10 protein-coding genes are annotated in these 12,604 nt (G+C 73.1%); 4 read left to right on the top strand and 6 right to left on the bottom strand.

Annotated elements, in window-relative coordinates; genetic code table 11:
- Positions 1 to 45: 45 nt before the first annotated feature.
- From ACWGH0_RS09970 to mce, 3 genes are all read right to left on the bottom strand, one after another.
- Positions 46 to 984, bottom strand: coding sequence for a coiled-coil domain-containing protein (locus ACWGH0_RS09970; RefSeq protein WP_028813188.1), 939 nt, complete (start codon positions 982 to 984; stop codon positions 46 to 48).
- A gap of 122 nt (positions 985 to 1,106) precedes the next feature.
- A complete protein-coding gene (gene scy / locus ACWGH0_RS09965) occupies positions 1,107 to 5,228 on the bottom strand; it encodes a polarized growth protein Scy (RefSeq protein WP_453403669.1) in 4,122 nt (1,373 codons plus the stop codon).
- A gap of 190 nt (positions 5,229 to 5,418) precedes the next feature.
- Positions 5,419 to 5,859 (bottom strand): methylmalonyl-CoA epimerase, encoded by a 441-nt coding sequence (gene mce / locus ACWGH0_RS09960; protein WP_453403668.1) that lies wholly within the window; start codon positions 5,857 to 5,859, stop codon positions 5,419 to 5,421.
- A 136-nt stretch (positions 5,860 to 5,995) separates the two neighbouring features.
- Here mce and ACWGH0_RS09955 point away from each other — a divergent pair, with 136 nt between their 5' ends.
- Both ACWGH0_RS09955 and meaB read left to right on the top strand, forming a co-directional pair.
- Positions 5,996 to 7,198, top strand: coding sequence for an acetyl-CoA C-acetyltransferase (locus ACWGH0_RS09955; protein WP_453403667.1), 1,203 nt, complete (start codon positions 5,996 to 5,998; stop codon positions 7,196 to 7,198).
- Between the two features lie 77 nt (positions 7,199 to 7,275).
- Positions 7,276 to 8,232, top strand: a complete 957-nt coding sequence (gene meaB, locus ACWGH0_RS09950) for a methylmalonyl Co-A mutase-associated GTPase MeaB (protein ID WP_453403666.1) — start codon at positions 7,276 to 7,278, stop codon at positions 8,230 to 8,232.
- Between the two features lie 125 nt (positions 8,233 to 8,357).
- On the opposite strand, the gene ACWGH0_RS09945 is transcribed toward meaB, so the two are convergent.
- Positions 8,358 to 8,972, bottom strand: coding sequence for a PepSY domain-containing protein (locus ACWGH0_RS09945; protein ID WP_453403665.1), 615 nt, complete (start codon positions 8,970 to 8,972; stop codon positions 8,358 to 8,360).
- 113 nt (positions 8,973 to 9,085) lie between these two features.
- Between ACWGH0_RS09945 and ACWGH0_RS09940 the strand changes: the two genes are divergently transcribed.
- Both ACWGH0_RS09940 and ACWGH0_RS09935 read left to right on the top strand, forming a co-directional pair.
- A complete protein-coding gene (locus tag ACWGH0_RS09940; protein WP_453403664.1) occupies positions 9,086 to 9,748 on the top strand; it encodes a response regulator transcription factor in 663 nt (220 codons plus the stop codon).
- Positions 9,745 to 11,172 carry a sensor histidine kinase gene (locus ACWGH0_RS09935; RefSeq protein WP_453403663.1) on the top strand — a complete coding sequence of 476 codons (1,428 nt, stop codon included), beginning with the start codon at positions 9,745 to 9,747 and terminating at the stop codon, positions 11,170 to 11,172. Before ACWGH0_RS09940 ends, ACWGH0_RS09935 begins: the two co-directional genes overlap by 4 nt.
- 68 nt (positions 11,173 to 11,240) lie before the next feature.
- Here ACWGH0_RS09935 and ACWGH0_RS09930 read toward each other — a convergent pair whose 3' ends face one another.
- Entirely contained in the window at positions 11,241 to 11,717 is a 477-nt protein-coding gene (locus tag ACWGH0_RS09930) for a MarR family winged helix-turn-helix transcriptional regulator (RefSeq protein WP_453403662.1), read from the bottom strand.
- Positions 11,718 to 11,824: 107 nt separating this feature from the next.
- Complete coding sequence (locus ACWGH0_RS09925; RefSeq protein ID WP_453403756.1) at positions 11,825 to 12,604, bottom strand: AIM24 family protein; 780 nt, start codon at positions 12,602 to 12,604, stop codon at positions 11,825 to 11,827.

Here is a 12,604-nt window from a genome sequence, read left to right as displayed (position 1 = left end):
GGGGGCTTTCGCGCGCTGCTGCGGCGGAACTGCTTCCGCTGCGGACTAGCGGGTCTGCTGGGCCGGGACGCCGCGGGTGATCGGCTCGTCGTCGGCCGGGGCGCCGGCGGCGGCGACGGCCGCACCGGTCAGCGTGGCCAGCATCTCGCGGACGTTGGTGAGCTGCGCGTTGATCGAGTCGCGGCGGTTGGTGAGCGCCGCCAGCTCGCGCTCGGATTCGCTGCGGATCCGGTCGGCCTTGGCGTTGGCGTCGGCCACGATGTCCTCGGCCTGGCGCTGAGCCGTCTCCACCGTCTGACGGGCGCGGCGCTCCGCGTCCGTACGCAGCTTCTCGGCCTCCAGGCGCAGCTGCTCGGCGCGGTGCTCGATCTCGGCCAGACGCTTCTCGGCCTTGGCCTGACGCGAAGCCAGGTCGCGCTCCGACTGCTCGCGGCGCTTGGCCAGGTTCGTCTCGAAGTCCGCGGCGGCCTGGGCGGCCTTGGCACGGGTCTCCTCGAAGAGCGCGTCCGCCTCCTCGCGCTTCTGCTGCGCGTCCTTCTGCGCCTCGCCGCGCAGCGTGGAGGCGTCACCCTTGGCCTTCTCGACGATACGAACGCCCTCGTCCTCGGCCTTCGCCTTGCGCTCCGCGGCGAACGACTCGGCGTCGTTGCGCACCTGCTGCGCCGCCGACTCGGCGAGCTCGCGGTGCTGCTCGGCGGCGCGACGGGCCTCCTCACGCAGGTCCTTCGCCTCCTCCTCGGCGAGGCGGAGGATCTTCTCGACGCGCGCACCGAGTCCGGCGTACGACGGCTCCGCGTCGCTCACCTGGGCCTGGGCGTTCTGCGTCTCGAGGTGGAGTTCCTCGATGCGCTTTTCCAGAGCAGTGATTCGGGCCAGAGCACTGTCACGGTCGGCGACGAGTTTGGTAATGCGGTCGTCCACCTGACCGCGGTCGTAACCACGCCGCACGAGCTCGAAGCCGAAGGGGGAGGAAGTGTCGCTCATGGGGTTCCTGGGTTCCTGTCGAATGTGACCGGTGAGGTGTTAGGGGGAATCCTAGGGGCCGAAGCGGCGTGTCATCGAGTCAATGCCCGTTTGATCTGGAGAATGACACCCCTTTTGAGTGGCTAACCGTCGGATGACTTGCCACCCGAACGAGTGGCGCCCGCCGCCGCGCCGGCTTTCACGCCGCCCGCGCCGGAGCCGCTGTTCGACCCCGTCTTGCCGCCCCCGGAAGGCGCCTCAAAGGACTCCAACGCCTCGAGTACGTCCTGGACACGGGAGATTTCCGCCTGGATGTCCTCCCTGCGCCGTACCAGCACGTCGAGCTCGCGCCGGCCCTCGTCGACCATGCGATCCGCCTCGGCCCGGGCCTCCGTACGCAGCTTCTCGGCCTCGCGCACCAGCTCGGCCTTCTTCTGCTCGGCCTCCTTGAGGAGCGCCTCGGCCTTCTTCACCGCGGCGATACGGACCTTGCCCGCCTCCGAACTCGCCTCGGAGATCATCGCCTTCGCCTTGGCCTCGGCCTCGGCCTGCTGCTCCGTCGCGGCCTTCACCAGCTTGTCGACGCGCTCGCCTGCCGTCCGCATCTGCTCGGACGTCTCCCGGCGGGCCCGCTCGTGCAGCTCCTCGATCTCGGCCTCGGTACGGGCGCGCAGCTCCTCCGCCCGTTCCCTTATGGCGGTCGCGTCCCGGCGGGCCCCGACCAGCAGCTCGTCGGCGTCCGTACGGGCCTTCTCCACCAGGGAGTTGCCCTCGACCGTCGACTCGGCGACCAGGCGCTCGGCCTCCTTGCGGGCCGCGCCGACCATCGTGTCGGCCTGCTCCTCCGCCCTGGTCGCGGCGAGCAGCGCCTCCTCCTGCGCCTTCGCCATCAGCTGGTCGGCCTGCTCGGCCGCGTCCGAACGCCGCTTGGACGCCGCCTGACGCGCCTCGTCGAGCAGCCGGTCCGCCTCGGCCCTGGCGTCGCCACGCATCTTCTCGGCGGCCTCCTCCGCGTCCGCCCGGACCTTCCGCGCCTCGGACCGGATGCGCTCCGCCGCCTGCTGGGCGGAGGCGACCATCTCGGCGGCCTCCGCGCGCAGCCGCTCGGCCTCGCCGCTCGCCTCGGCGACGAGCTGGTCGGCCTGGGCCGCCGCGTCGGCGCGCCGCTTGTCGGCGGCCTGGCGCGCCTCGTCCAGGACCCGCTCGCCCTCCGCGCGCAGCCGCTCGGCCTCGGCGTTCGCGTCCGCGAGGAGCTTGTCCGCCTCGCCGCTCGCCTCCGACACCAGCTTGTCCGCCTGCGCCGCCGCGTCGGCGCGCCGCTTATCCGCGGCCTCGCGCGCCTCGTCGAGGACCCGCTCGCCCTCCTCGCGGGCCTCGGCACGCAGCCGCTCGGCACCGGCCTCGCCGTCCGCCTTGATCTGCTCGGCCTCGGCCCGCATGCGGGACGCGTCCTGGCCGGCCGCCGTCAGCGCCTGGACCGCCTCGGCCGCCATGCGCTCGGCCTCGCCCGTCGCCTCGCCGATCAGCCGGTCCGCCTGCGCCGCCGCCTCGTTGCGGATGCGGTTGGCGTCCTCGCGGGCCTCGGCCCGCGAGCGGGCCGCGTCCTGCTCGGCCGACGCGAGCGCGTCCGACGCCTCCGTACGCAGCCGCTGGGCGTACTCGGAGGAGTCGGTGCGCAGCCGCTCCGCCTCCGCGATCGCGTCCCCGACCGTGCGCTCCGCCAGCGACTTGGCCGCGTCCGTCTCCTCCTGCGCCTGCCGGCGCAGCCGGTTCGCGTCCTCGGTGGCCCGTTCCCGCTCCTCGTAGGCGTCGGCGCGCAGCCGGTCGGCCTCCTCCTGCGCCTCCGTCCTCGTACGCTCCGCCACGTGCTCGGCGGCGGACCGCAGCCCGGCGATCTCCTCCTCGGCCTGCTCGTGCAGTCCGGCGACCGCGTCCCGCACCTGCTGCGCGGTCTGCTCGGCCGCGGCGACCAGCTCCGTCGCCCGGTAGTCCGCCTCCTGCACCAGGCGCTGCGCCTCGGTCTGCGCCTCCTCTACCCGCTTGCGGGCGGACGCCAGGAGCTCCTCGCTCTGCTCGCGCGCCTGCGCACGCTCCCGCTCGGCCTCCTCGCGGGCCGCGGCCAGCGTCTCCTCGGCCTCCCGGCGGCGCCGTGCGGCCTCCTCCTGGGCGGCGGACAGCGCCTCGGCGGCCTCGGTCCCGACCCGCTCGGCCGCGGCGGCGGCCTCCGCGCGGATCCGGTCCGCGCTCTCCTGCGCCTCCGTCTTGAGCCGCTCCGCCTCGTTCGACGCCTCACTGCGCAACCGTACGGCGACGGCCTCGCCCTCGGCGCGCGACCGCGACGCGTCGGCGGCCGCCTCGGTGCGCAGCCGCTCCGCCTCGGTCTCGGCCTGCGCCTGGAGGGTCCGTACCCGCTCGGCCGCTTCGGCGCGCAGCCGCTCGATCTCCTCGCCGGCCTCCCGGCGCAGCCGCTCCGCCTCGGCCCTCGCCTCGGCCAGCGCCTGCTCGGCGGCGGTGACGCGCTGCTCGGCCTCGGCCTGGAGCCGGGCCACTTCCCCGGCGGCCTCGGCCTGGCGGGCGGCGATGCCGCGCTCGGCCTCCTCGCGCAGGGCGCGGGCGGCCTCCTCGGCGCCGGCGGTGGTGCCCGCCGCCTGCTCCTCGGCCTCGGCGCGCAGCCGGTCGGCCTCGGTGCGGGTGCGCTCCAGGGCCTCCTCGGCCTGCTTGCGCAGTGTCGTGGCGCGCTCGATGGCCTCGCCGCGCACCCGCTCGCTCTCGGCGGAGGCGGACGTACGCAGCTCGTCGGCGTCGCCCCGGGCCTTCGTCAGCAGCTCCTCGGCGGTACGGGCCGCCTCCTCGATCTGCTGGACGGCCTCGCGGCGGGCCTCGCCGCGGATCCGCTCGCCCTCGGCGACCGCCTCGGCCCGCAGCTGCTCGGCCTCGCCGCGCAGCCTGCGCGCCTCCTCCTGCAGCTCGACCGTCTTGGCCCGGTACTCCTTGGTGTCGTCCTTCGCCGCGCCCTTGAGCTGGTCGGCCTGGGCCGCCGCCTCGCTGCGCAGCCGCTCGATCTCCGCCTCCGCCTCGCGGCGGATCCGCTCGGCCTCCTCGGACGCCTTGCGGGTGGTCTCCCTGGCGTCGTCGGACGCCTTGGTGAGCACCTCCTCGGCGGTACGGGCCGCCTTGGCGAGCTGGGCCGCCGAGTCCTCGGCCGCGGCCGTGCGGGCCTTGTCGGCGGCCTCGGCCACCAGCCGCTCGGCCTCGGCGAGGGCGTCGGCGCGGGCCTGCTCGGCCTCCGCCTTGAGCGCCTCGGCGTCCTTCGTCGCCTCGGCGACGAGCCGGGCGATCTCGGACTTCGCCGTACGGGTGCGCTGCTCGTTGACGGACTCGGCCGTCGTCAGCTGCTTGGCCGCCGCGTCCTTCGCCTCGGTCAGAACCTTCTCGGCCTCGGCGCGCGCCTCGCGCAGCGCCGTCTCCGCCTCCTGCATCCGCTGCTCGGCGGTGCGGCTCAGCTCGGCGGCCTGGCGACGGGCCTGGTCGGACTCGGCGGTCGTCGACGTACGCAGCTGCTCGGCGTGGGCGGTCGCCTCCTGCGCCTGGTTGGAGGCGGCGTTCAGCAGGCGCTCGGCGTCCTTGCGGGCGCGCAGCAGGATCGCCTCGGCCTCGGCGCGGGCGTTCTCGGCCTCGGAGCCGAGGCGCTGGCGGGCCTCCTGGGCGACGCGCTCGGCCTCGGCGCGGGCGGCGGCCAGGGCGTGCTCGGCCTCGGCGCGGGACTCCTCCAGGAGGCGGCGGGCCTGCGCCTCGGTGCGGGCGCGCAGCTGCTCGGCCCACGCCACGTTCTCGTTGACGTGGGCCTCGACGGTCTGCCGGCGTTCGGCGAGCTCCTGGTCGAGCCGCTGGCGACGGGTGACCGCCTCCGTGTGCAACTCGGCCTGGAGCCTTGCCTGGTGCTCGGCGTGCTCCTGGAGGATCCGCTGCGTCTGCGCCCGGGCGTCGCGCAGTTCGCGCTCGGCGTCGGTGCGCAGCTGGTCCGCCTGGATCTGGGCGTTGCGGAGCAACTGCTCGGCCTGGTAACCGATGTCCGCCGCGTCGTAGGCGGGACGGGACGCCAGGTTGCGGCGCGCCTCGTGGAGCTTGGCGCGCAACACCTCGACCTGGTAGCCGAGGTCCTCGGCGTGCTGAACCGCCTTCTCCCGCTCGGTCTTCAGCCGCTCCATCTCGGCTTCGAACCGCGAGAGATGGTCGTCAGGCTCGTGCCGTTCGTAGCCCCGCACTGCGCGGTCCCATCCGTCCCCTGGTCGCAACTCTTCCGAACTCTCCGAAACAAGCACCGCCCCGACTTCGGGCGGCCCCCGGGGGGAATGGTCTCAGATCAACAGTGAGGCATGAGTCACAGGCCCCGGTCCGGCCCCGGACCGGAACCGCCCACTCTACCGGCGTGGGATCAGGGGGACAGTGTTCCGGTCAGTGCTCCGTGGTGGAGGCGGGGGCCGAAGTGACCAGTTCCGTCAGTACGCCGTGGCAGTCCTTGGGGTGCAGGAAGGTGATGCGCGAGCCCATGGAACCGATGCGCGGCTCGTCGTACAGGACCCGTACGCCCTTGCCGCGGATGTCCGATGCGTCGCCGTCCACGTCGGCGGTGCCGAACGCGATGTGGTGGACCCCCTCACCGTTCTTGGCCAGCCACTTTCCCACCGCGGAGTCCTCGCGGGTGGGCTCCAGGAGCTGCAGGTAGGAGGCGCCGCCGTCCGACGTCTCGTTGATCTTGAGCATGGCTTCACGGACGCCCTGCTCCTCATTGACCTCCGAGTGGTACACCTGGAAGCCGTAGGTCGAGCGGTAGAACTCGATGGTCTTGTCGAGGTCGAAACAGGCGATTCCGATGTGGTCGATTCGCGTCAGCATGGGGACAGTGCAGCGCGGTTGGGGGTGGTTACGCAACGTGCGCGCGATCACACTTGCTGCCCGGTGACCGCACAGGTACCGCTCAGTACATTGAGGTAAACCCTCGTTCACTCCTCATCCCTAGGGGCCGTGCCTCATGCCTGGAACGAACAGCACCACGTCCGTCATCGTCGCTGGCGCCCGCACCCCCATGGGCCGGCTCCTCGGCTCGCTCAAGTCCTTCTCCGGTGCGGACCTCGGCGGATTCGCCATCAAGGCCGCCCTGGAGCGGGCCGGCATCGGCGGCGACCAGGTCCAGTACGTGATCATGGGCCAGGTCCTCCAGGCCGGCGCGGGCCAGATTCCGGCCCGGCAGGCGGCCGTGAAGGCCGGCATCCCCATGAACGTGCCCGCCCTGACCATCAACAAGGTCTGTCTCTCCGGGCTCGACGCGATCGCGCTCGCGGACCAGCTGATCCGCGCCGGCGAGTTCGACATCGTGGTGGCCGGCGGCCAGGAGTCCATGACCAACGCCCCGCACGTGCTGCCGAAGTCCCGTGAGGGCTTCAAGTACGGCGCGATCGAGATGCTCGACTCGATGGCCCACGACGGTCTGACCGACTCCTTCGAGGGCATCGCGATGGGCGAGTCGACCGAGAAGCACAACACGCGGCTCGGGATCGCCCGCGGACCGCAGGACGAGTTCGCCGCCCAGTCGCACCAGCGGGCCGCCGCCGCGCAGAAGAACGGCCTCTTCGAGGCGGAGATCACCCCGGTCGAGATCCCGCAGCGCAAGGGCGACCCGGTGCTCTTCGCCAAGGACGAGGGCATCCGGCCCGAGACGACCGCGGAGTCGCTGGGCAAGCTGCGTCCGGCGTTCGCCAAGGACGGCACGATCACGGCCGGCACCGCCTCGCAGATCTCCGACGGCGCGGCGGCCGTCGTGGTCATGAGCAAGGCGAAGGCCGAGGAGCTCGGGCTGGAGTGGATCGCCGAGATCGGCGCCCACGGGAACGTGGCCGGCCCGGACAACTCGCTCCAGTCGCAGCCGTCCAACGCGATCACGCACGCGCTGGGCAAGGAGGGCATCGGCGTCGAGGACCTCGACCTCATCGAGATCAACGAAGCCTTCGCGGCGGTCGCCGTGCAGTCAATGAAGGACCTCGGAGTGTCCCCGGAAAAGGTGAACGTCAACGGTGGCGCGATCGCCCTGGGGCACCCCATCGGGATGTCCGGTGCGCGGGTGGTGCTGCACCTGGCGCTGGAGCTGAAGCGGCGGGGCGGCGGCGTCGGCGCGGCCGCGCTGTGCGGCGGCGGCGGTCAGGGCGATGCGCTGATCATCAGGGTCGCGGGCAAGTGATCACGGGCGCGTGCCCGCGGCGAACGCACGCGGGCACGTGACCCATCCGTAGTGCTTGATCGAGGAGCGGAGTTGTGATGCAGGACGTCCCCGGGCTGGTGGCTCAGGCACGAGAGGGCCGGCCGCGCGCCGTCGCACGGCTGATCTCGCTGGTCGAAGGGGCGTCCCCGCAGCTCCGCGAGGTGATGGCGGCGCTGGCTCCGCTGGCGGGCAACGCGTACGTGGTCGGCCTCACCGGGTCGCCCGGAGTGGGCAAGTCCACCTCCACCTCGGCGCTGGTCTCGGCCTACCGGCGGGCCGGGAAGCGGGTCGGCGTACTGGCGGTCGACCCGTCCTCGCCGTTCAGCGGCGGCGCGCTGCTCGGCGACCGGGTGCGGATGTCCGAGCACGCGTCGGACCCGGGCGTCTACATCAGGTCCATGGCCACGCGCGGGCACCTGGGCGGTCTCGCCTGGGCGGCGCCGCAGGCCATCCGGGTGCTCGACGCGGCGGGCTGCGACGTGGTGCTCGTCGAGACGGTGGGCGTGGGGCAGTCCGAGGTCGAGATCGCCTCCCAGGCCGACACCTCGGTCGTGCTCCTCGCGCCCGGCATGGGCGACGGCATCCAGGCCGCCAAGGCGGGGATCCTGGAGATCGGTGACGTGTACGTCGTCAACAAGGCCGACCGGGACGGCGCCGACGCCACCGCGCGCGAACTCAACCACATGCTGGGCCTCGGGGAGTCCCGGGGGCCGGGCGACTGGCGCCCGCCCATCGTCAAGACCGTGGCGGCGCGCGGCGAGGGCGTCGACGAGGTCGTCGAGGCGCTGGAGAAGCACCGGGCGTGGATGGAGGAGCGCGGGGTGCTGGGCGAGCGGCGGGCGAAGCGGGCGGCGCACGAGGTCGAGACGATCGCGGTCACCGCGCTGCGGGAGCGGATCGGGGACCTGCGCGGCGACCGGCGCCTCGGCGCGCTCGCGGAGCGGATCGTCGCGGGGCAGCTCGACCCGTACGCGGCGGCGGACGAGCTGGTGGCGGGGCTCACCTCGGCCTAGCGCCGTGCGCGGGCCGGGCGGCTGTGCTCCCGTGACCGCGTACGCCGCGGAACGGCGCGCCCGCGCGTCCCGCCCCCGTCAGCGTCGAAGGCGGGGGCGGGCGCGGGCGAACGCGGGACGTGCCGTCAGTCGCTGTCGTTGTGGTCGTCGCGGTCGTCGTTCTTGCCGTTGTCGTCGTCCCGGTCGTCCCGGTCGTCCCGGTCGTCCGCGTCGGCCCGGTCGTCCTGGTCGTCCCGGTCCGCCGTCACCTCGGCGGTCCTGGCGTCGACGGCCAGCTCGTGGTGCTTGCCGTCCTTGGAGCGCACTTCGGCCTCCCACACCTGCGTGCCCCCGTCCTCGTCCAGGTCGATGGACGTCAGCGTGCCGGGCCGCGCCTTCAGCGCCGCTGCCGCCGCCTCCTGCACGGTGACCTCGGTGGTCCGCGGGGCGCGGTCGTCCTCGTCGTCCTCCGTGCGGTCGCTCCGCACCTTCGCGGTGCCGGCGTCCACGTCGACGTCGTGCCACTTGGCGTCCTTGCCGAAGACGTCGATCTCCCACACGGGGGCGTCGTCGTCGAGTTCGGCCCCGGTGACCGTGCCCGGAGACGCCTTGGTGGCCGCCGACGCCGCTTCGTCGAGCGTGACGGTGCTCGCGACCCGCTTCGTGCCGTCCGTGTCGTCGTCCGAGGTGGCGAACGCGGTCGCGGTGCCGCCGGCGAGCAGGGCCGCGACGGCGGTGGCGATGACGAGCTTGCGCTTCATGGGGTTCCTCCCGAGCGGTTGGTTGCTACGGGACACAACCTGGCCCAGCGATGCTGAACGGGAGCTGAAGCCGGCTGAAGGCTTCTTCAGGTTCCGTTTGCGAACCTTGGCGCATGCGCTTGTTGATCGTGGAGGACGAGAGGCGGCTCGCGACGGCCCTGGCCAAGGGGCTCACCGCCGAGGGCTTCGCCGTGGACGTGGTGCACGACGGGCTCGAAGGGCTGCACCGGGCCGGTGAGGGCGCGTACGACCTCGTCCTGCTCGACATCATGCTCCCCGGCATGAACGGCTACCGGGTGTGCGCGGCGCTGCGGGCGGCGGGCAACGACGTGCCGATCCTGATGCTGACCGCGAAGGACGGCGAGTACGACGAGGCGGAGGGGCTCGACACGGGCGCCGACGACTACCTGACCAAGCCGTTCTCGTACGTCGTGCTGGTCGCCCGGGTCAGGGCCCTGCTGCGCCGCCGGGCCGGCGCGGGGGCCTCGCCGGTCGTCGAGGTGGGGGACCTGCGGGTGGACACGGCCGGCCGGCGCGTGTACGCCGGTGAGGACGAAGTGGTGCTCACCGCGAAGGAGTTCGCCGTACTGGAGCAGTTCGCCGTGCGGGCCGGCGAGGTGGTCAGCAAGGCGCAGATCCTGGAGCACGTGTGGGACTTCGCGTACGACGGCGATCCCAACATCGTCGAGGTGTACGTGAGCTCCCTGCGGCGCAAGCTCGGCGCGGCGAGGATCCAGACGGTGCGCGGCGCCGGTTACCGGCTGGTGGCGGCATGAGGCGCCTCTTCGGGTCCGTACGGGCCAGGGCGGCGCTCGGGGCCACCGCCGTCGTGGCGGTGGCGCTGGTGGCCGCGGGGCTCGCCGTACTGCTGGTGCTGCGGGCCAACCTGATCGACCAGGCCGACCTCCAGGCCGAGGTCGACGCCCGCAACGTCGCCTCGCAGGTGGCTCTGGGGCGCCCGTACGCGGACGTGGAGTGGCCCGACGACCGCCCGGTGCAGGTGGTCGACGAGGACCGGCACGTGGTGGCCGTGAGCGACGACCTGGAGGCGATCGGGGGCGCGGGGAGCCCCGAGGTCCGGGTGCGGGGCGGGGGCGCGGGCGAGGACGACGATCCCGAACCCGGCGAGGTGTCCGACGACGAGCCCCGGATGTCGTCCGGCAGCGCGACGGTGGACGGCGAGCGGGCCGACTACCGGTTCGCCGCCGTCGAGGTGCGGACGGCACGCGGGCAGGACGTCACGGTGTACGCCGGCGCGCCGCTCGCCGCCGAGCAGGCCGCCGTCGGCACCGTGCGCGAGGCGATGCTGACCGGGCTGCCCGCGCTGCTCGCCGTGGTGGCCGGGGTGACGTGGCTCGTGACGCGGCGGGCGCTGCGGCCCGTCGAGGGGATCCGGCGCGAGATGGCCGCGATCACCGCGTCGGAGGACCTGTCGCGGCGGGTGCCCGAGCCGGACACGCACGACGAGGTGGCGCGGCTCGCCGCCACCACCAACGAGACGCTGGCGGCCCTTGAGGCCTCGGTGGAGCGCCAGCGGCGGTTCGTCGCCGACGCCTCGCACGAGCTGAGGAGCCCCATCGCCTCGCTGCGGACACAACTGGAGGTCGGCGCGGCGCACCCGGAGCTGCTCGACGTACGGGACGCCGTGCGGGACACCGTACGGCTACAGGGGCTTGCCGCCGATCTGCTGCTGCTCGCCCGGCTGGACGCGGGGGAGCGGCCCGGGCAGGGGCGGGTCGATCTCGGCGCGCTGGTGCGCGAGGAGGTGTCGCAGCGGGCTGACCGGCTCCCGGTGACGGTCTCGGGCGGCTCGGGCGGCTCGGGCGGCTCGGGCGCGTGCGAAGTGGCCGGATCGCGCGGTCAGCTCGCGCGGGTGCTCGGCAATCTCCTGGACAACGCCCAGCGGCACGCGGACGGCCGCGTCGAGGTGTCCCTGCGGCGGGAGCGCGGCGCGGTGGTGCTCGGCGTGTCGGACGACGGCGCCGGGGTTCCGGAGGGGGAGCGGGAGCGGATCTTCGAGCGGTTCGTACGGCTCGACGAGGCGCGCAGTCGTGACGACGGCGGCGCGGGCCTCGGCCTGGCCATCGCCCGCGACGTGGCCCGCCGGCACGGCGGCACGCTGTCGGTGACGCGGGGACCGCTGGGGGGAGCGCTGTTCGAGCTGCGCATGCCGGTGGCGGCCGGCTCGGCGGGCGGCTGAACGGCCGGGGGTCCGGCGAACCCGTGCAAGGAGAGGGCGGCGGTGCTCTCCTCGCCTCGGGCGGCCGGCTAGATCCTTCCCCGTCGGCCGCGCAGCTGCTCCACCACCGGGGTGAGGGCGGCCTGCATGTCGGCCAGTGCCTCGGGGGAGAGCATGCCGATGAAGTGCCTGCGTACCGACTCGACGTGGTGGGGAGCGACCTGCTTCATGGTTTCGCTGCCCTGGTCGGTGAGTACGGCGTACAGGCCGCGGCGGTCGGACTCGCAGTTCTCCCGGCGGACCAGTCCCGCGTTCTCCATACGGGTGATCTGGTGGGAGAGGCGGCTCTTGGACTGGAGGGTCGCCGCGGCGAGGTCGCTCATCCTCAGCCGGCGTTCCTGCGACTCGGAGAGGTTGACCAGGATCTCGTAGTCGTTGATGGTCAGCCCGTACGGCTGTAGATCCTTTTCGAGCTGATAGGTCAGCAGCCTGTTGGCGTCCAGGTAGGTCCGCCAGGCGCACTGTTCGGCATCGGTCAGCCAGGGGGTGGCCGTCTCGGTCTCCATATATGGATTCTACCTAAGAAGTTGAAATCTGGACGAAGTTGTGGAGTGTGACGCCCCGCACGCGACAAGGGCGCAGACGTTCGACGTCACACTCCGCAGACTACCGCTCACAGCCCGAAGCGACGCTGGAGGTCCCCCAGCTGACCGGGAAGGCGCGGTGCGCCGCCGTGCTGACCGGGACCCGCGCCGTGGCCGCCGGGCACTCCGGCCTGCGCCGGAACGGCGCCCGTGGCCTGCTCCGCCATGAGCAGCTCGGTGGACTGGAGGAGCACGGTGCCGGCCCCGGCGAACTCGAACTGGTGCTCCTCGCCCGACGTGCCCCCGACGCCGGTCAGTGACCTGATCCCGCCCATGACGCCTGTCATGTATCCGTGGTCGTAGTGGTGGCACGGCGACGGGCAGTCCGCCCAGCCGACCAGCGCCTGCGGGTCCACGCGGATCGGCGGCTCCATGAAGACCACGGGGCCGTTGGAGGCCGCCACGAACTTGCCCGTGCCGAGCAGGGTCAGGAAGCCCGGCACGATCGACTGCTTGAGCGCGAGGCTCGGCTCGTACGCGAGGAGGTTGCCGGAGCGGATGGTGAGGTTGCCGTTGTCGAGGTCGAAGGAGTTGACGTCGAACGCCCGGTCCGCGAGCAGCATCTTGCCCTGGCCCTCCGCCACCACCCAGTCGCTCGCGTGCAGCGGCGAGTGGAAGCTGGTGCGCAGGAGCCGCTCGAAGCGGCCGTGGCCGATGCCGTTGAAGTCGATGCGCCCGTAGTAGGCGATCATCTTGCCCTTCTGGAGGAACCACTGGCTCCCCTTGAGCTCCACGCAGAAGGTGTACGGATTGACGTTGTCGTCGGACGGGAGCGTGTACGGGTCGAAAACGACGGGGCCCGCGGACAT

The sequence above is a fragment of the Streptomyces sp. NPDC054887 genome (assembly GCF_053610585.1).
Note: the sequence above shows the minus strand (reverse complement) of the source record. Positions and strands in the feature narration are given on the sequence as shown.

Coding starts and splice junctions, on each gene's coding strand:
- ACWGH0_RS09970 (WP_028813188.1), bottom strand. CDS start 984: ATGAGCGACACTTCCTCCCCCTTCGGCTTCGAGCTCGTGCGGCGTGGT.
- mce (WP_453403668.1), bottom strand. CDS start 5,859: ATGCTGACGCGAATCGACCACATCGGAATCGCCTGTTTCGACCTCGAC.
- ACWGH0_RS09955 (WP_453403667.1), top strand. CDS start 5,996: ATGCCTGGAACGAACAGCACCACGTCCGTCATCGTCGCTGGCGCCCGC.
- meaB (WP_453403666.1), top strand. CDS start 7,276: ATGCAGGACGTCCCCGGGCTGGTGGCTCAGGCACGAGAGGGCCGGCCG.
- ACWGH0_RS09945 (WP_453403665.1), bottom strand. CDS start 8,972: ATGAAGCGCAAGCTCGTCATCGCCACCGCCGTCGCGGCCCTGCTCGCC.
- ACWGH0_RS09940 (WP_453403664.1), top strand. CDS start 9,086: ATGCGCTTGTTGATCGTGGAGGACGAGAGGCGGCTCGCGACGGCCCTG.
- ACWGH0_RS09935 (WP_453403663.1), top strand. CDS start 9,745: ATGAGGCGCCTCTTCGGGTCCGTACGGGCCAGGGCGGCGCTCGGGGCC.
- ACWGH0_RS09930 (WP_453403662.1), bottom strand. CDS start 11,717: ATGGAGACCGAGACGGCCACCCCCTGGCTGACCGATGCCGAACAGTGC.
- ACWGH0_RS09925 (WP_453403756.1), bottom strand. CDS start 12,604: ATGTCCGCGGGCCCCGTCGTTTTCGACCCGTACACGCTCCCGTCCGAC.